Source organism: Haloarcula marina, from assembly GCF_024218775.1.
GTDB lineage: Archaea > Halobacteriota > Halobacteria > Halobacteriales > Haloarculaceae > Haloarcula > Haloarcula marina.
Map to the genome: position 1 here is coordinate 1,255,406 of NZ_CP100404.1, position 16,574 is coordinate 1,271,979.

Annotated in this window: 17 protein-coding genes; 10 read left to right on the top strand and 7 right to left on the bottom strand. The window is 66.5% G+C overall.

Going from position 1 to position 16,574, the window contains the following annotated elements; all coding sequences use genetic code 11:
* Nucleotides 1-25: 25 nt before the first annotated feature.
* Both NJQ44_RS06550 and NJQ44_RS06555 read right to left on the bottom strand, forming a co-directional pair.
* Nucleotides 26-1,294, bottom strand: a complete 1,269-nt coding sequence (locus NJQ44_RS06550; RefSeq protein ID WP_254273880.1) for an amidohydrolase — start codon at nt 1,292-1,294, stop codon at nt 26-28.
* Between the two features lie 24 nt (nt 1,295-1,318).
* The gene (locus NJQ44_RS06555; protein WP_254273881.1) at nt 1,319-1,651 is read right to left on the bottom strand and encodes an uS10/mL48 family ribosomal protein; all 333 of its coding nucleotides are present in this window, start codon (nt 1,649-1,651) and stop codon (nt 1,319-1,321) included.
* 194 nt (nt 1,652-1,845) lie between these two features.
* Here NJQ44_RS06555 and NJQ44_RS06560 point away from each other — a divergent pair, with 194 nt between their 5' ends.
* The 3 genes from NJQ44_RS06560 to NJQ44_RS06570 all read left to right on the top strand — a co-directional run bounded on the left by NJQ44_RS06560 (nt 1,846) and on the right by NJQ44_RS06570 (nt 4,300).
* Nucleotides 1,846-2,280, top strand: coding sequence for a bis(5'-nucleosyl)-tetraphosphatase (locus NJQ44_RS06560; protein WP_254273882.1), 435 nt, complete (start codon nt 1,846-1,848; stop codon nt 2,278-2,280).
* Between the two features lie 265 nt (nt 2,281-2,545).
* A complete protein-coding gene (locus tag NJQ44_RS06565) occupies nt 2,546-3,211 on the top strand; it encodes a DUF4013 domain-containing protein (RefSeq protein WP_254273883.1) in 666 nt (221 codons plus the stop codon).
* Between the two features lie 51 nt (nt 3,212-3,262).
* Nucleotides 3,263-4,300 carry a DUF5787 family protein gene (locus tag NJQ44_RS06570; RefSeq protein ID WP_254273884.1) on the top strand — a complete coding sequence of 346 codons (1,038 nt, stop codon included), beginning with the start codon at nt 3,263-3,265 and terminating at the stop codon, nt 4,298-4,300.
* A 1-nt stretch (nt 4,301) separates the two neighbouring features.
* On the opposite strand, the gene NJQ44_RS06575 is transcribed toward NJQ44_RS06570, so the two are convergent.
* On the bottom strand, nt 4,302-4,781 hold the full coding sequence (locus NJQ44_RS06575) for a DUF5797 family protein (RefSeq protein WP_254273885.1): 480 nt from the start codon (nt 4,779-4,781) through the stop codon (nt 4,302-4,304).
* A gap of 96 nt (nt 4,782-4,877) precedes the next feature.
* Between NJQ44_RS06575 and NJQ44_RS06580 the strand changes: the two genes are divergently transcribed.
* From NJQ44_RS06580 to NJQ44_RS06590, 3 genes are read left to right on the top strand one after another with little or no spacing between them, the layout of a single operon-like run.
* Nucleotides 4,878-6,461, top strand: a complete 1,584-nt coding sequence (locus NJQ44_RS06580; RefSeq protein ID WP_254273886.1) for a COG1361 family protein — start codon at nt 4,878-4,880, stop codon at nt 6,459-6,461.
* Nucleotides 6,458-7,114, top strand: a complete 657-nt coding sequence (locus NJQ44_RS06585) for an ABC transporter ATP-binding protein (RefSeq protein WP_254273887.1) — start codon at nt 6,458-6,460, stop codon at nt 7,112-7,114. Before NJQ44_RS06580 ends, NJQ44_RS06585 begins: the two co-directional genes overlap by 4 nt.
* Nucleotides 7,107-8,243, top strand: coding sequence for an ABC transporter permease (locus NJQ44_RS06590; protein WP_254273888.1), 1,137 nt, complete (start codon nt 7,107-7,109; stop codon nt 8,241-8,243). The genes NJQ44_RS06585 and NJQ44_RS06590 overlap by 8 nt, the downstream gene beginning before the upstream one ends.
* Here NJQ44_RS06590 and NJQ44_RS06595 read toward each other — a convergent pair whose 3' ends face one another.
* From NJQ44_RS06595 to NJQ44_RS06605, 3 genes are read right to left on the bottom strand one after another with little or no spacing between them, the layout of a single operon-like run.
* Nucleotides 8,244-8,708 (bottom strand): Mut7-C RNAse domain-containing protein, encoded by a 465-nt coding sequence (locus NJQ44_RS06595; protein ID WP_254273889.1) that lies wholly within the window; start codon nt 8,706-8,708, stop codon nt 8,244-8,246. It lies immediately after the preceding gene.
* Nucleotides 8,701-10,437: a DNA polymerase/3'-5' exonuclease PolX gene (gene polX, locus NJQ44_RS06600; RefSeq protein ID WP_254273890.1), complete on the bottom strand. Its 1,737-nt coding sequence runs from the start codon at nt 10,435-10,437 to the stop codon at nt 8,701-8,703. The genes NJQ44_RS06595 and polX overlap by 8 nt, the downstream gene beginning before the upstream one ends.
* Before the next feature lie 7 nt (nt 10,438-10,444).
* Nucleotides 10,445-10,897 (bottom strand): DUF5788 family protein, encoded by a 453-nt coding sequence (locus tag NJQ44_RS06605; RefSeq protein WP_254273891.1) that lies wholly within the window; start codon nt 10,895-10,897, stop codon nt 10,445-10,447.
* A 129-nt stretch (nt 10,898-11,026) separates the two neighbouring features.
* Between NJQ44_RS06605 and NJQ44_RS06610 the strand changes: the two genes are divergently transcribed.
* Entirely contained in the window at nt 11,027-13,114 is a 2,088-nt protein-coding gene (locus tag NJQ44_RS06610; protein ID WP_254273892.1) for a CHAT domain-containing protein, read from the top strand.
* 54 nt (nt 13,115-13,168) lie between these two features.
* On the opposite strand, the gene NJQ44_RS19460 is transcribed toward NJQ44_RS06610, so the two are convergent.
* On the bottom strand, nt 13,169-13,303 hold the full coding sequence (locus NJQ44_RS19460) for a DUF7503 family protein (protein WP_256557209.1): 135 nt from the start codon (nt 13,301-13,303) through the stop codon (nt 13,169-13,171).
* A 445-nt stretch (nt 13,304-13,748) separates the two neighbouring features.
* Between NJQ44_RS19460 and NJQ44_RS06615 the strand changes: the two genes are divergently transcribed.
* The 3 genes from NJQ44_RS06615 to NJQ44_RS06625 all read left to right on the top strand — a co-directional run bounded on the left by NJQ44_RS06615 (nt 13,749) and on the right by NJQ44_RS06625 (nt 16,517).
* Nucleotides 13,749-14,693 carry a response regulator gene (locus tag NJQ44_RS06615; RefSeq protein ID WP_254273893.1) on the top strand — a complete coding sequence of 315 codons (945 nt, stop codon included), beginning with the start codon at nt 13,749-13,751 and terminating at the stop codon, nt 14,691-14,693.
* Nucleotides 14,694-14,763: 70 nt separating this feature from the next.
* Nucleotides 14,764-15,705, top strand: a complete 942-nt coding sequence (locus tag NJQ44_RS06620) for a rhomboid family intramembrane serine protease (RefSeq protein ID WP_254273894.1) — start codon at nt 14,764-14,766, stop codon at nt 15,703-15,705.
* Nucleotides 15,706-15,707: 2 nt separating this feature from the next.
* On the top strand, nt 15,708-16,517 hold the full coding sequence (locus NJQ44_RS06625; protein ID WP_254273895.1) for an endonuclease V: 810 nt from the start codon (nt 15,708-15,710) through the stop codon (nt 16,515-16,517).
* The last annotated feature ends 57 nt before the right edge of the window (nt 16,518-16,574 follow it).

A 16,574-nucleotide genomic window follows, 5' to 3' on the forward strand; every position in this document is an offset into this window, starting at 1 on the left:
CGACTCGAACTCGGTTTCTCCCCGCTCACCAACAGCGGGCAATCGTCTCGGCGAGGACTGCGATACCGATGTCCAGCGACGCCTCGTCCACGTCGAACGTCGGCGTGTGGTGGCCGCCGGGGTGGTCCGTGCCGACGCCGACGTACGCTGCGAGGCCGCCCCGCTCTTGGACGCGGTCCATGAGGTAGGTCGCGTCCTCGCTCCCGCCGAGGTCGTCGCGGTGCAGTCGCGAGGTGACGCCCGTCACGCCTCCGGCCACGTCGTAGACGATGTCTGCCAATTCCGCGTCGCTCTCGGCGCTGGGTGCTTCGGCCGTCGTTCGAATCTCGGCTTCGCAGTCGTGCATCGCCGCCGCGTGTTCGACGACGGTGTCGGCCCGGTCGCTCATGTACTCTTTCAGGCGTGTGGTCTCGCCGCGCACTTCGCCCGCGATGCGGGCCGATTCGGGGACGATGTTGGTTGCCGTCCCGCCTTCGACGACGCCCGTATTGACTCGCGTCGCGCCGTCCTCGTGCCGCCGGATGGCGTGGAGGTTCTGGACGGCCGTCGCGAGGGCCTGCACCGCGTCCCGGCCGGACCCCGGACTCGCGCCCGCGTGGGCGGACTCGCCGGTGAAGGTCACTTCGAACTGCCGGACCGCGAGGAACCCGTCGACCCCTGCGACGACTTCGCCGGTCGGGTGGTCGAGTCCCACGTGGACGGCCAGTAACCGGTCTACGTCGTCCAGCACGCCGCTCTCGGCGACGGCCTTCCCGCCGCCGATGACCTCCTCTGCCGGTTGGAACAGGAGTTTGAACGTCCCCGAGAAGTCGCTGTCGACGACGGCTTCGAGGACGCCGATACCGAACGTCGCGTGCGCGTCGTGCCCGCAGGCGTGCATGAACCCCACGTTCTCGGAGCGAAAGCCCGCGTCGGCGGGGACGTGCGTGGTCGCGTCCGACTCGGTGATGGGCAGGGCGTCGATGTCGACTCGCAGGGCCACGGTCGGCCCGTCGCCGCGTTCGATGGTCGCGAGCGCGCCGGTGAACCCGCCAGCACACGCGTCAAGTACGTCTTCTCGCGCGCCCGCCTCGCGGGCGCGTTCGTGCCACTCGGCGAGCACGTCGTCGTCGGGGACCGCCATCCGGGCCTCGCCGTCCAGTATCTCCGGGCCGACCAGCAGGTCGTCCACGCCGATTCGCTCGACTTCCTCGACGATGCGACTGGTGGTGTAGAACTCGCACCACGCCGGTTCGGGGTGGCGGTGGAGGTCACGGCGCAGTGCTACGAGACGGTCGCGTCGGTCCGCATCCATGGGGGCCAAAGGGCCCGCAGGGCCTTATGACCCGCTCCCCGGCGGTGTCTTTCGCTCGACGCTCACTTCGAGGTGCATTCCGGGCGGGAGGCCTTCACCGGCGACGCTCCGGGCGAACTCGTCGTAGCCGACGATGTCTAGCGAGCGCGTGAAGACGGTGTACTCCCACGGGTCGAAGCGGCCGCCATCGGGTCCCAGCGACTTCGACTGCGGGACGTGCAGTTTCTCGGGTTCGTCCTGCCGGGGTCCTTTCAGTTGGACGCCTTTGCGCTCGGCGCGGTCTTTGATGTCCGCCACGACGTCGTCGAGGCGGTGTCGGTCCCCACTCGTGAGTGTCAGGGTCGTGACGAAGGGCATCTCTGGACGGAGTGTGGCGAGCGCGTGTAAAAGGCCCACCGTTTCGCGCTTCGTCTCGGCGGCCGGAACTCTGCGGCGTCGCCGGAACGCGTTTAATCCGCCGGTTGCGGGCAGAAAACTGCCGTTCGCGCCCAACCTAGCGGCTGACGGTGGCTCCGATATTCTCTTAAGTACTGATGTTGTAAAATCCCGTAATGATAGAGGCCACGAGCGCGGGAGCCATCCTCTTTCGCGATACGCGTGGCCGGCGGGAGTACCTCCTGCTCAAGAGCCGACCCGGCGATTGGGAATTCCCCAAGGGCGGCGTCGAGGGCGACGAGGAACTCCAGCAGACCGCCATCCGCGAAGTGAAAGAGGAGGCCGGAATCGGTGATTTCCGGCTCTTAGACGGTTTCCGCAAAGACTACGACTACGTCTTCGAGGCGAACGGCAACACCATCCACAAGACGGTGCACCTGTTCATCGCAAAGTCCTTCGAAGCGTCCGCAGAGCTATCGACCGAACACCGCGACCTGCAGTGGCGCGACTACGACCAGGCAGTCAACACCGTCACGCAGGACGGGCCGCGCGAGATACTGAAAGACGCCCACGATTTCCTCGACGAGGAGTTAGAGGACGAGGAAGAGTGACCGCGCCGGTCGGCGTGAGTGCGGTCAGGTAGCGGTGCCGCCGGGCTATTTTCGGTGGACATCTCCGTGGCTCCGCCTCCGGGGTCGATTGACGGTAGAGCGGGCCCGCTGAGGGAGCTAGTCACCGGTCGTACCGAGGTAACTCGACCTCATTTCTACACTCGACGGCGCTCAAACAACCGGTTTAGCATCAAATTTATATGTAGTTGGATTGAGCCTCAAGTTGAGGTATCCACAAATGCTAGAAGATGGGCTGTCTTACCCCATGCAGGGTGAAAGTTGGATCGGGCGAATGCTAATCGGCGGCGTCGTGCTGTTCCTGTCGTTCCTCATCGTGCCGATTTTCGCGTTCAACGGCTATCTGCTCCGCGTCATCGGGTCGACGGTTCAGGGTGACCCGGAACCCCCGGCGTGGGAAGATTGGGGTGGGCTCATTGTCGACGGTATCAAAGTGACAATCGTAGGCTTCGTCTACGCCATCGTCCCGACCGTTGTCATCGTCGGCGGCGGCGCCGTCTTCCTCGGTCTGGGGAGTGCGGCAGGCGGCGACGGCGGTGGCCTCCTCGCCGGATTCGGCCTGCTGAGCATCCTCCTCCTGATTCCGGTGTTGTTCCTCGTCTACTACATCGTTCCCGCAGCCCTCGCGAACATGGCCGTCGAGGGGAGTCTCGGTGCGGCGTTCGACTTCAACATGCTGAAGAACGTCGTCCTGACGAGCGACTACTTCGTCGCGGTGCTGATGCCCATCGTCGTCGGCGTCATCCTCAACATCATCAACCAGATTCTCGCGTTCACCATTATCGGCCTCCTCTTGGTCCCATTCACGACGTTCTACGGGCAGGTTGCGGTGTTCCGGATGTTCGGACTCGCCTTCGAAAAACACGCGGGCCAGACCGGACAGCAGTCCACCGGCACCGCCACGACGGTCTGACACCGCGCTTTTCGACCGGAGAGTTTTCTTTTCGGCACACGTACGAGGCCCGTGCCCAGCACCACCTCCGAGTTCGCCTTCGAACTGTGCGTCTGTCAGTGGGCCGAACGGGAGTGGGTCCCCGAGCGTGGCGATTCGGCCGTCGTCGTCGCCCGTCAACTCGGGACGAAGTACCGCCGATGGGACACCGTCGTCCTCGAATGCGACCCCGAGGGACTCCGAGAGCGGGCGACGTTCGGCGCGGACTCGTTCGACTCCGACCTGTTGCACGTCCTCCGACACGCGCCCGCCGACTGGACGTACTACCGCGACGCCCTGCCGGACCCCGGCTATCCGTGGCGGTACGTCCGCGAGTCCATCCACGAGGCGGCCGACCGCGACGCCCTCCGGACGCGCAAGCGCGGCAACCGAATCGAGATTCGACGGCGCACGGCCTACCCCGAGTGGGTCCGCCGAATCGTCGCCGTCGAGAACAAACCCGATTTGACGGCGAGCGCGGCGCGTGACCTCGCGGGGCAACTGGAACGGGACGTGGCGCTCGGACTGGCCGACGAGGTGTGGGTGGCGACGGCGACGACCGGCGAGCGCGTCGAACCGATTCTGCTCGCGGACCTGCCTGCGGAGGTGGGCGTCCTGACCGTCGACACCGACGCGGGGACGGCCGCGTCGGCGTGGGAACCGCGGACCCTCGCCGCGTCTGGACCGGGCACGCGCATCCTCGAACGACCCGACGACGGCGTGAGCGCGGCCCGCTTCGAGTACGCCGACCCCGAGTGGAAACGGGAGAAGCGGCTGGCAATCGCCGAGCGAGCGTACGAGCGCGGATGGCGCGCGTACGCGGGGACGATGCGCCCCGACTGTCGACACTTCGAACTCCGGGCGGACGAGACGGGGGTGTACCCGTACTGTGCGGCGAAAGACCGCGTGCCGACCCAGAGCGAGTGTCGCGGGGCATGCGCGGCGTTCGAACCCGAACCGCCGGTCTGGCGCGGCCGCGGGTGGCCTATCGAGGGTGGGCCGGGCCGCAGAATCAAACGGTTGCTCGACACGCGGCGTCGCAGGCGACGGCCGGGATTGCCGGAGCGATAGGCTACGACTCTGTCACTTCCACGTCCACGTCCTCGCGGGCGACGGCGAGCCTGAACGTCGGCACGGTCCGCTGAATCGTCTCGACGAGGCCCTTATCCGCGAGGCCGCGGAGAGCCGAACGGACTTCGCCGACCTCGGGGTCCTCGCCCGCCGCTCTGAGCGCGTGCAGCACCGAGACGACGCTCTGACTGTCGTCGTCCGGGCCAGCAATCACCTCGACGATAACGCTCTGTAGCGGCGTGACCGTCATGGTCTGGACTCGGTCCGAGTCCTCACCGTCGATGAGCGTCGTCGCTTCGGGCGTCGCGCAGATGAGGCTGTTCTCGTTCCGGTAGTAGTACTCTTTCAGTTCCGATTCGAGGTACTGGTGGACCTCGCTGCCGCTGTCCATGTCCCACAGGTCCTGTAACTCGCCGTTCTTGGTCGGTTGGTGGGCGACGATGTCGGCGAGTCGCTCGCGGGCCTCCTCCGAGAGGGTCATCGTTCGACTCTAAGGCCGAGGGTAGTTACAAGCGTTCTGGACTCGTCCGTTCCTGCCAGCCAAGGTATTTGGCCGTTCGGCCCCTTACGAACGTAGATGGTGCGCGAACGCCCCTACGCCCTCCTCGCGGTGGTTGGACTGCTCCTGTTCGGTCCCGTCGCCGCCGTCGGCCCGGCAGTTGCGGCCGACGCGCGACTCACGCTGACAGACGCGACGGTGACGCCAGCGACGCCGACGGCAGGTGCGCCGATAACCGCCGAGACGACGGTCAGGCTCTCGGGCGGGAGCAACACCTCGCTGACGCTCGACGAGGTCCGCGTCGTCCGCCCGCGCGACGGCGGTGACGACGAAATCCTCGGCCGCGCGACGGACCTCGGCCGCCTCTCGCCCGGCGAGACGCTCTCGGTTCCGGTGACGTTCACCGTCGACGAACCCCGCTCGTACGACCTCCGCTTGGAGGTCGTCGGGACGGACGTCGACGGCGAGACGGCCCGGGCGACGCGGCCCCTGACCGTCGGCGTCGAGGCGGGCGCGCCGCAGATAGAACTCCGTACCGATGGCGTCGTCGCGGGCGCGGACACGCCGGTCCGGGCCGTCGTCTCGAACCCGACGACGGCGGCGCTACGGGGTATCGAACTGACGGTGACCGGCCCCGCCACTGGCGAACGGACCCGGCGGACGGTCGCGACGCTCGCGGCGGGCGCGTCCGAGACGGTGAACCTCTCGGTGCGCGCCCCCGAGGCGAGCGAGACGCGCGTCGCGGTCCGGACCGACTACACGACGCCGGTCGGCGTCGAGCGAACGGCCACCTTCGCGCGGAACCTGACCGTCGCGCCGCTGGAGACAGACGTTGGCGTCCGGGCGCAACGCGCGCAGGGCGACCAGCAGGCGCAGGTCCCCGGCGGCTTATCGGGCCTCTTCGGCGGCGGCGCTGGCGGCGGCGCGCTCCAGCCACAGGCCGACGACGACGAGGAGACGAGCGAGGCACAGGTCGACGTGACGGTTACCAACTTCGGCAACGCGCCGATTTCCGACGTGGAACTCCTCGCGCGAACGCCCGACGGCGCGGCGCTCTCGGCCGTCGGGCGATTCGCCGTCGCGCCCGAACTCGGTCCCGGCGAGTCGGCCACGGTCACCGCCGACCTCTCACGCGTCGAGACGGTCGACGGCGTCCGGTTCGTCGCGCGCTACGACGCGGCGGGCGAACGCAGCGAGAGCGCGACGACGTACGACTACGCCGCGGCCCGCGGCGCGGCCGAACTTACCGGCCTCGACGTGTCCGTGAGCGACGACGGACGGGTCAGCGTCGACGGGAACCTCGCCAACGTCGGGGACGGCGACGTGACGAGCGCCGTCGTCGCCGTCGAACCCACGGCGTACGTCGAACCGGCCTACCCACAGCGGACCTACTTCGTCGGGACCGTCGCCGGGAGCGAGTTCGCGCCGTTCGAACTCGTCGCGCAGGCGGACACGGCGAACGCGACGGCGCTCACCGTCCGGGTTCAGTACACCACTGGCGGCGAGCGAGTCACCGAAACCGCCGAGGTTCCGCTCCCGGCCGACGACGGGACCGACCGAAGTACGGACCGGCAGTCGCTGGGTATCGCGCTCGCGGTGACCCTCGGCCTCCTCGTCACCGTCGTCGTGACGCTGTTCGCTCGCCGGACCCGCAACGGATGACGGCGACGGACCTGCACCCGGTCGAACTCGCCCCGCCGCTCCAACTGAGCGACGTGACAAAGCGCTACGACAGCGGCGCGGGCGGCGAAGTGGTCGCCGTCGTCGGACCGAGCGGAAGCGGCAAGAGCACGATGCTCAACGTCCTCGGACTGCTCGACGACCCCACCAGCGGGCGCGTGGAACTCCGCGGGCAATCGACCACCGGATTGACCGAGGCCCAGCGAACCGACGCCCGCCGCGAGTCGCTGGGGTTCGTCTTTCAGGACTTCCACCTCCTGCCGACGCTGACCGCCGTCGAGAACGTTCGATTGCCGACGGCGTTCCTCCCGGGCGACGCCACCGGTCGGGCGCGCGATTTGTTGGAACGGGTCGGCCTCGGCGACCGACTGGACCACACGCCGGACGAGTTGTCCGGCGGGCAGAAACAGCGCGTCGCCATCGCGCGGGCGCTCATCAACGAACCCGACGTGTTACTGGCCGACGAACCGACCGGCAACTTGGACCGGGAGACGGGAACTGCTATCTTGGAGGAGATTCGCCGCATCGCCGACGAATCTGCGGTGGGCGTCGTCGCCGTCACGCACGACGACTTGGTGACCGAGTACGCCGACCGAACCGTCGAACTCGTCGACGGGGTGATTCAGCGTGAGTGACGCCGAACACCGGTTCCCGGCGCTCTCGCTCGCCCGGCGCAACCTCTCCCGCCAGCGACTGCGGGCCGCGCTGGCGGCGCTCGGCATCGTCATCGGCGTCTTCGCTGTCGTCACACTCGGACTGCTCGGCAACTCGCTGAGCGCCGCGGCGACGGAGGAACTCGGCGGCCTCGGCAATCAGATCATCGTCAGCCCCGGCGAGGGCGGCCCGGAGTCGCTGGACTCGCGCGACTTGGCGGCGATTCAGCGAGCCGCCGACGGCCGCGGGACGGTCGTCCCGCTCAAGGCGACGGGCGGGTCGGTCAGCGCGAGCGGCGGACAGACCGTCGCGCAAGTGTACGGGACCGATAGCCCGCAGGCGTTGTTCGGCAACGGCAGCGGCGTCGTCCCGGCGTTCCACAGGCAAGGTGCTATCGTCGGGTCCGAGGTGGCCGCCGACCTCTCGCTCCGTCCGGGGAGCACCATCACCGTCGAACAGAACGAGTACCGCGTCGTCAGCGTCCTGCCCGAGGTGGACAGCATCTCGCCCCTCCAAGCCGATTCGGCGGTCATCCTCCCGCCGAGCGAGTTCGCCGCGTCGGGCTACTCGCAGGTGGTGGTCCAAGCCGACTCGGCGGCCGACGCGCGGGCCATCGCGGACGGCATCGACCGGCGACTGAACGCCCGGCAGGAGCGGGTCAGCGTCTTCTCGCTGACGAGCGTCCTCGACAGAATCTCGGAGTTCTTCGACCTGCTGAACGGCTTCCTGCTCGCGGTGGCGGGCGTCTCGCTGGTCGTCGCTGGCGTCAGCATCTTCAACGTCATGTTGATGACCGTCTCGGAGCGACGGGGCGAAATCGGCGTCCTTCGGGCGGTGGGCATCCACCGCCGACAGGTCCTCCGAACCCTGCTCGTCGAGGCGACGCTACTGGGGGTGGTCGGCGGGGCCGTCGGCGCACTCCTGGGCGTCACGGCCGTCGTCGTCACGGCGACGCAGACGGAACTCCCGCTGTGGGCCGTCCTCCTGCCCGGCAACGCCGTCGTCCCGCTGGGCGCGTTCGCCTTCGGCGTCGTCGTGGCGCTCGTCGGCGGCCTGTATCCGGCCTACCGGGCGGCGTGGGAGCCGCCGGTCGAAGCGCTCCGGGGGTAATCAGAGGTCCGCGATGGTGTCGGCCACGTCCTCCCAGTGGCTCCCACGCCAGAAGTGTTGGCCGCAGTCTCGGCACCGCCAGACCGGTTCCTCGCCGGGGTTCGGCGCGTAGTCGGGCGTCGGTTCCGTCCGGTCGACGCGTTCGAGCGGCGCGTTACAGGTCCCGCAGTGGCGCGGTTCCTCGGAGAGTTCGAGCGGAAAGCCCGCCGCGGCGAGTTCGCGCAACTGGTCGGCCACCTCGCGTTCGGTCAGGAGGACCGCGTCCGGCGCGTCGCGGGCGAGTCGCTCGTCCCGCGTGACGAGGCGACGACCCTCGGTTCTGACGAGCGCCAGCACGTCCTCGTCGGCTTCCGCGTCGCGGTCCAGAGCGTAGGCCGCGTCGTAGCCGCACATCCGGAGGTACGTCGCCAGTTTACCCAGCATCGCGTCGAGCAGGAGCGGGTCCCGCATCTCCGGTTCACTCATCGAGGAACTCCCTGACGCCGTCGGCGTCGCGCGCGTTCAACACGTCCGCCGTCTCCGCCCAGCCGCGTCGGGCGGTGTGGACACCGTAGCGAATCTGCGCGAAGTTGCCGGGGCTGTGGGCGTCGGTGTCGATGACGATGGTCGCACCGGCCTCGATGGCCTGCTTGACGCCGCTGCCGCTCAGGTCCAGCCGCGCGGGACTGGCGTTCACTTCGAGCGCCGTGCCGTTCGCGGCGGCCACGTCCGCCAGTCGTTCCACGTCGACATCGAGGCCGGGACGACGGTTCAGGTAGCGACCGGTCGGGTGGCCGATGACGTTCACGTCCGGGTGTTCGGCGGCGGCGACGAGACGGTCGGTCCCGTCGCCGTCGAGCGCGGCGTGGGGCGACGCGACCACCACGTCGAGTTCGGCGAGCAAGTCGTCGGCGACGGAGATAGCGCCGTCCTCGCCGATGTTGGCCTCGACGCCGGTGAACACGTCGATGTCGGCGTCCTCGGCGACCGACCGAACCTCTTCGAGTTGCTCCCACAACTCCTCGTCGGGGACCCCCACCCCACCGACCATTCCCGGCCCCGTCGCGTGGTCGCTGATAGCGATGTAATCGTGGCCGAACTCGGCCGCACCGGCGACCATCTCCGCGACGGTGTTGCCGCCGTCGGACCACTCTGTGTGCGTGTGCAGGTCGCCGCGTATCTCGTCTTCTTCGAGCAAGTCCGGCAGGTCGTCGTCGACGGCCGCCTCGACTTCGCCGCGGTTCTCCCGCAGTTCGGGCGGCATCCACGTCATGCCCAGCGCCTCGTAGACGCCTTCCTCCGTCGCGCCCGCGAGTCGCTCGCCCGCCCGCTGGTCGTCGTCTTCGACGCCCGAAACGTCGAAGACGCCGTACTCGTTAACCTTCAGGTCGCGCTCGATGGCCCGGTTGCGGACGGCGACGTTGTGGTCCTTGCTCCCGGTGAAGTACTGAAGTGCGGCCCCGAACTCCTCGGGGACGACCACGCGGAGGTCGACCCGCACCCCGCCCGCCATCACGCTGGCTTTCGTCTCGCCCGCCTCGATGACGCGGTCCACGTCGGGCCAGTCGGTGAACGCCGCGACGACGGCCTCGGCGGCCTCGCTCCCGACCAGTACGTCCACGTCGCCGATGGTCGCGCGCCACCGTCGGAGCGACCCGCCGAGCGCGTACTTCTCGACCCCTTCCACGTCGGCCATGTACGATTCGACGCGTTCGCCGTAGGGTCGTGCCTCACCGAGTAGCGTCCGCGCGTGGGCCTCGCGGGCGAAGTCGATGTTGTCGAGGATGTTCTGTTCCGTCTTCGCACCGAATCCCGACACCGTCTGTATCTCGCCAGCCTCTGCGGCCGCTTCGAGTTCGTCGAGCGTGGTGATTTCGAGCGCTTCGTACAGTTTCCCGACCGACTTGGGGCCGACGCCCTCGACGGCGGTCAGCGCTTCCATGTCGACGGGTAGGTCGGCGCGCAGTTCCGCTAACTCCGCGATTTCGCCCGTCTCGAAGTACTCGACGACTTTCGAGGAGATGGCGTCGCCGACCCCCTCGATTTCACCGACGGCGTCCGCGCCATCCGCGGCGAGGCCTTCGACGGCCCCGGGATAGTCACGGATGTTCTCGGCCGCGCGGCGGTAGGCCTGCGGTTTGTACTCGACGCCCTTCGCGTCGAGCAGGTCGGCGAACTCCTCCAGTCGCGTCGCGATTTCGTCGTTTCGGCTCATGCTCTCTCTATCTCCCGCGCCCGGCACGACCCGTGCCGGAGTCCGCGTCCTGGTGGCCCAGCGCCTTCTGCAGGAACTTCATCCACCGCTTCGTGTCGGCCGTCTCTTGGGCTTTCGCCTCCGCTTCGAGGTTGGCGGGACCGAGCTGTTCCAGCGCGTTCAACGCCCGGTCGATACCGATGATGGCGTTGGCGAGTTCCTCGCCCTCCTCGAAGGAGATGTCTCCCTCCGCTATCAGTTCCTTGCGCTCGATGCGCTCGCGTCGCAGGTTCTTCTTCGCCTCGTCGACTCGTTCGCGCTTGCCGCGCGGAATCGTGTCCCGGCGCTTGATTTCGAACACGAACGACTGGAGGTCGATTTCGTCGCCCTGCACGGTAATCTCGTCGGGAATCGCCGCGCCCACGGTCGCGCCCTCCCGTTCGATGCGCTCCAACAACTGTTTGCGCTCGAACTCTTGCACTACCAACGCGTTCGGTCTACGGGGTTTTACCCGCTTCGTTCCCCCCCGGTTCTATCGCCGGTATCTTTTTCGTGCTCTCGCAACCTACTATAGTATAACCGAACACTGTCGTCGGGAGCCGTCGGTAAGATGGGGTTAACGTTCACGCCGCTCGATGAATGCCCTGGGGTCGAAGTTATCGACCCCGTCGAGCGACAGCGCTACCGACTCCTGACCCCCGACCCGGTTCAGCCGACGCCGGCGAGCACCGACACCTTCCGCTTCCCGGTGGGGTCGGCCGTCGACATCCGCACCAGCGCTATCGTCTTGCCGACGGTCGTTCCCGTGTACGTCCGCGACGCCGACGGCGGACTGGTTGCGGAGGTCAAGCAGTTCGAGTCCGCCGAGGTGCCCGCGGACACCTACAGCATCGACCTCTGTACGCGCATCAAGACGTACCTCCGGGTCCACGCCGATTTCGAGGTCAGCGTCTCCATGGAGGAGACGCGCATCGAGTTCGCGGAGGAAGTCGACGTTCGGGTCGGCGCGCGCTCCCGGCACGAACGTCCCGCGGCGACGGTCACCACCACCGAGGACCCCCTCGACGTGATGGCCGCCGTCGAGACGTTCGGGTCGGCGCTGAAGACGACCGACCCCGAGCGGTCGTATCCGACGCTCCGCGGGCATCCGCCAGCGCTCGAACTCGGCGATTCGCTGGACATTCCCGACACCATCGAGCGGCCCGACACCGGCATCACGCTGGAACTGCCGCCCGACCTCCCGTCCGTCTTCGTCGCCGCGCCGCTCTCGTACTACCTCGGCGCGTCGATTCGTCCCGGGCCGTCGCCACGCCTTCTCACCGACGACGGCTTCGAGTATTCGCTGGCCGGTCCCGACGGGTACGAACGCACCGTCGAACGGACCCTCAAGCAGTTGTTCTTCCTCGACTGCGTGACCCGAACGGAGGGGTTCTACGAAATCGACCTCCACGAGCGCCGCGCGGTCGAACCCTACGTCGACCTCGACTTCGCGGACCTGTACGACCGCCCGCTCTCCGAACAGGTCGCGGCCTACCTCGGCGTGTCGTACGACGTGGTCGCGGACCACGTTCCCGAGTGGCGACTCACCACCCACATCGAACCGCTCGCGGAGCACGCCACGCAGTTGCCGTTCGTGGTCGACGACCTCGCTATCGTCCGGACGCCGCAGGCCGCCCCGACGACCGGTACCAGCGCGCCCGCGGGCTACGACCAGCAACTCACCCGCGCGAACGACTTCACGCGCTCGGCGAGCGCCGACGCCGACGCCGACTCTGGCACTACCGACTACGTCGAACCGCAGTCCGACCAGACGCTGGAACAGGCGTGGATAGGCGACCGTATCCCCATCGGCGCGAGCAAACTCACCCAGGCGGCATTCGAGAACCGACTGGACCGCGAGACCACCGAGGGCGACATCGCCATCACCGTCGTCCAGAACGACGCCCGCATGGCCGAAGAGCGGGAAATCGCCGACGCGGTGTACGGCAACCGCTCGGACCTGCCGTTCGACATCACCGTCCGCGAGAACCTGACCACCGACGAACTCGAAGCCGAACTCCGCAAATCCTCGGACTTCTTCCACTACATCGGCCACACCGACCACGACGGGTTCACCTGCGAAGACGGCACGCTCGACGCCCGCGACATCGACGCCGTCGGCGTCGACACGTTCCTCCTGAACGCCTGTAACTCGTACAATCAGGGCCTTGCGCTCGTCGAACGCGGCGCAATCGGTGGCATCGTCACGCTCAACGAAGTGCTGAACGACGGCGCAGTCGCCATCGGTGAATCCGTCGCCCGCCTCCTGAACAGCGGATTCCCACTCCGCGCGGCGCTCACCATCGCCCGCGAGGAGAGCATCCTCGGCGGCCAGTACATCGTCGTCGGCGACGGGGGAATCACGGTGACGCAACCCGCAGGTGGGTCACCAAATCTGCTCGAAATAGAAGAAGTGAGCGAAGAATATAACGTGAAAATAACGACCTATCCGACTGACCAGAAAGGGCTTGGTAGCATCCACATGCCCTTCATCGGCAAGAACAATCTCTATTATTTGGCATCTGGGCCCATTGACGAGTTTGTCGTTTCAAAACAGGAGCTTTATAATTACCTTTGCTTAGAAGATATTCCAATAAAATTTCGTGAGGAATCTATCTGGAGTCCTGAATTTATCGAGAAGAAGTTACACAACCTCTAAGAAGCAGATCGTACGAAATACTCTACCGAACCTTCTGCGAGTAAATTGGTCGTTTCAGGGGCCTGCAATAGTCGCACCGTTACCTGCCGCCGCGCTCCCGGCCTGCGTCAGCAGGAGGAGAATCGTGAACAGTGCGCCGGTCATCTTGGGGTGCTCTGCGAGGTACGCCTTCATGCTTGAGTCGGACATGGTACATCCAAAATATCAGGGGGATTTATATTAAATATTTTTGAAGTGTTCCGACATATATAAAATGAGATTAAGTAAAAACCAACTCTACACTGCGAGGAAATGTTTTCCTGCTCGGCCGCAGATGCGAAGGCCGAGCGAAAAGCGAGATGAGGGTGGTCGAACTCGGCACGTACCGCGGCTACACCGTCGTCGCTATTCGTTTGGCATAGCTTACTGTGTGTTGGTTGGTGACTATCGTCATTATCAGTATCGTTTTGTGACCGGCCACCGAATAAGGGACTAGAGTTCAGACAGATGGCACACGACGCATATGGGAACCGTCGCGTCTCGCGGTTTCGGCGAATCGATGGTCGCCGAGCGAGACAGCCCGCCATCATGACAATGAAATTATGACTATGATTGGCGCTCCTGTTCAGACGGTGTCAGCACTGGGAGGACACAGATGACGGCCGACGGCGGCCACTCGCAGGGAACCGAGACGATAGCGCTCTCGCGGGACATCCTCCGCGGGAGCGGTCGCGCGTCGCAACAGCGCGTACCGTTCATCCGGACGCAGTCCTCCGAGTCGGCGGAGGAGGTCCTGACCGAGGTTCCGATTCCGCTGGCGAAGGTGCGGTCAGACCAGCAGATACGGGTCCTGCACGTCGACGACAACCCGCAAATCGGGGAACTGATTCAGACGTTCCTCGAACGCATCAACGACGACCTGTCGGTGGTGACGGAGACGAGCGCCGTCGCGGCGATGGACCACCTGCGCGACGGGGGCGTCGACTGCATCGTCAGCGACTACCAGATGCCCAACACCAACGGGCTGGAGTTCCTGGAAATCGTCCGCGAGCAGTACCCGGACGTGCCGTTTATCCTCTTTACCGGCGAAGGGAGCGAGGCGATAGCCAGCGAGGCGATTCAGGCGGGCGTGACCGACTACATGCAGAAGGAGACGGGGACCGAGCAGTACGAAGTCCTCGCCAACAGAGTCGAGAACGCCGTCGAGCAGTACCGGACCGAACAGCAGTTCTGGAACGCGCTGTCGTGGTACCAGCGCCTCGTCGAACAGGAGATTGCGGGCGTCTGCATCATCCAAGAGCGGGCGTTCGTCTACGTGAACCGCAAACTCGCGGAGACCTTCGGGTACACGCAGAGCGAACTCATCGGCGAGTCGCCCGCTCGCATCACCGCCGAGGGAGAAGCCGAGCGCTTCTTCGAGTACGTCCAGTCCGACGACCACGGGTCGCTGGACTCGTTCGAATCGACGTTCACCGGCGTGCGCGCCGACGGCGAAGACGTGCCCGTCGAACTCTCCGGCGGCGCTATCGACTACGACGGGTCACCGGCGTGGATCGGTGTCCTCCGAACCGCCGAGGACGAAACCGAAGCGGGCGAGTAGGCCGCCGCGCCGGTCAGTGTACGGACACGCAAACACAATCCCTTTGCACGGTCCACCCGAAGAACGAGCAATGTCGGAGTGCGACGTCTGCGGGAAGCAGGAGAACATGCCCTACCAGTGCGGGCACTGCGGGGGGACTTACTGCGGCGAACACCGATTGCCCGAGGCCCACGACTGCCCAGGTCTCGACAACTGGAACGACCCGAAGGGAGTCTTCGACAGCGGCTTCGACGACAGCGTGAACGGCCGACAGTCCGCCGAGTCGCGGAGCGTCACCGACCGACTCGGCCTCAACACCGGGACGGGCGGACCACTGGCGTACTTCCGCGGGAACATGACCTACCTCTTCCTCGCGGTGATGGCCGTCGTCTTCGTCCTCGAACACGTCGTCATCCTCGCGACGGGGAGCAGAGCGCTGTTTCAGGCGCTGTTCGTCCTCAGTCCGGACAATCCGCTGTACGTCTGGACGTGGGTGACCTCCGTCTTCTCACACCAGCCGTTTACCTTCTACCACATCCTCGGCAACGGCATCATCATCTACTTCTTCGGCCGCCTCGTCGAGCAACAGCTAGGGTCGAAGCGGTACACAGTCTTCTTCCTCGCCTCGGGAATGCTCGCTGGCCTCGGCCAAATAGGGCTGCAGGCCGTCCAGAGTACGGGTTCCTACGGCGTCCTCGGCGCGAGCGGCGCGGCGCTCGCCATCCTCGCGTTCCTGACGGTGTTGAACCCCGGTCTGCGCGTCTACCTGTACTTCCTCATCCCGGTTCCCATCTGGGCTATCACCGGATTCTACCTCCTGCTCAGCGTGTTCGGGTCGCTCTCGCCCGGCGCGACGGGGCTTCTCGGCGGGAACATCGCCCACGCCGCCCACCTCATCGGGTTGGCAATCGGCCTGTGGTACGGTAACCGGTTCAAGAACCAGATGCGCATCCCCAGTCAGTTACAGTTCGGCGGCGGCGGTCCCGGGGGTCCGGGCGGTCCCGGTGGGCCGGGCGGACGCGGTCCCTTCTGACGATGGATATCGTTCGTCCCGAGTTCGTTCCCGACCCGTCGCTGTCGACGGCGGAGATGGAGTCGCTCCAGCGTAACATCGCCGCCGAAGCGGTTTTCGAGGACGACTTCGCGTTCGACCCGGCAAGCGTCAGGCTCGACGGTCCGGCCGGACAGCAGACGCTCGACGAGAGCGGCGGTGAAACAGGCGACGAACCTGTCCGACCGCTCGTCGCGGGCGTCGACCAAGCGTTCGTCGGGGACCGGACCGTCTCGGCCATCGTCGTCCTGCGCGGGCGCGAGGTGGTTGAACGGACCTACGCCGTCGAACGGACCGAGATTCCGTATATCCCGGGTCTCCTCTCGTTCCGGGAGGGCGGGGCCATCCTCTCGGCGTTCGAGCAGTTGGCCCACGACCCCGACGTGGTGTTCGTCGACGGGAGCGGTCGCATCCACTACCGGGAGGCCGGACTGGCGACGCATATCGGGGTGACGCTGGACGTGCCCACCGTCGGCGTCGCGAAGAACCTCCTCTGTGGTAGGCCGCGCGAGTCTATCGACGGGAAGCTTCCGGCGGGAACGCGCGTCCCCATCGAGGCCGACGAGGAGTACGAGACGACCGAAGCGGGAACTGTCGTCGGCTACGCCGTCCAGACTCGCCAGTACGACTCGCCGAACCGCCACGTCAACCCGCTCATCGTCAGCCCCGGCCACCGCGTCAGCGCCGAGACGGCCGCCGACCTCGTGTTGGCGACGGCGGGCGGCTACAAACTCCCGGAACCGACGCGACTCGCAGACGCGTACGCGGACGACGTGAAGTCCGACGTGGCCTGAGCGGGGACTGACCCGCGACTGGACCGGGGGTGCTTAATTGTCCGGCGTGTGTCACCC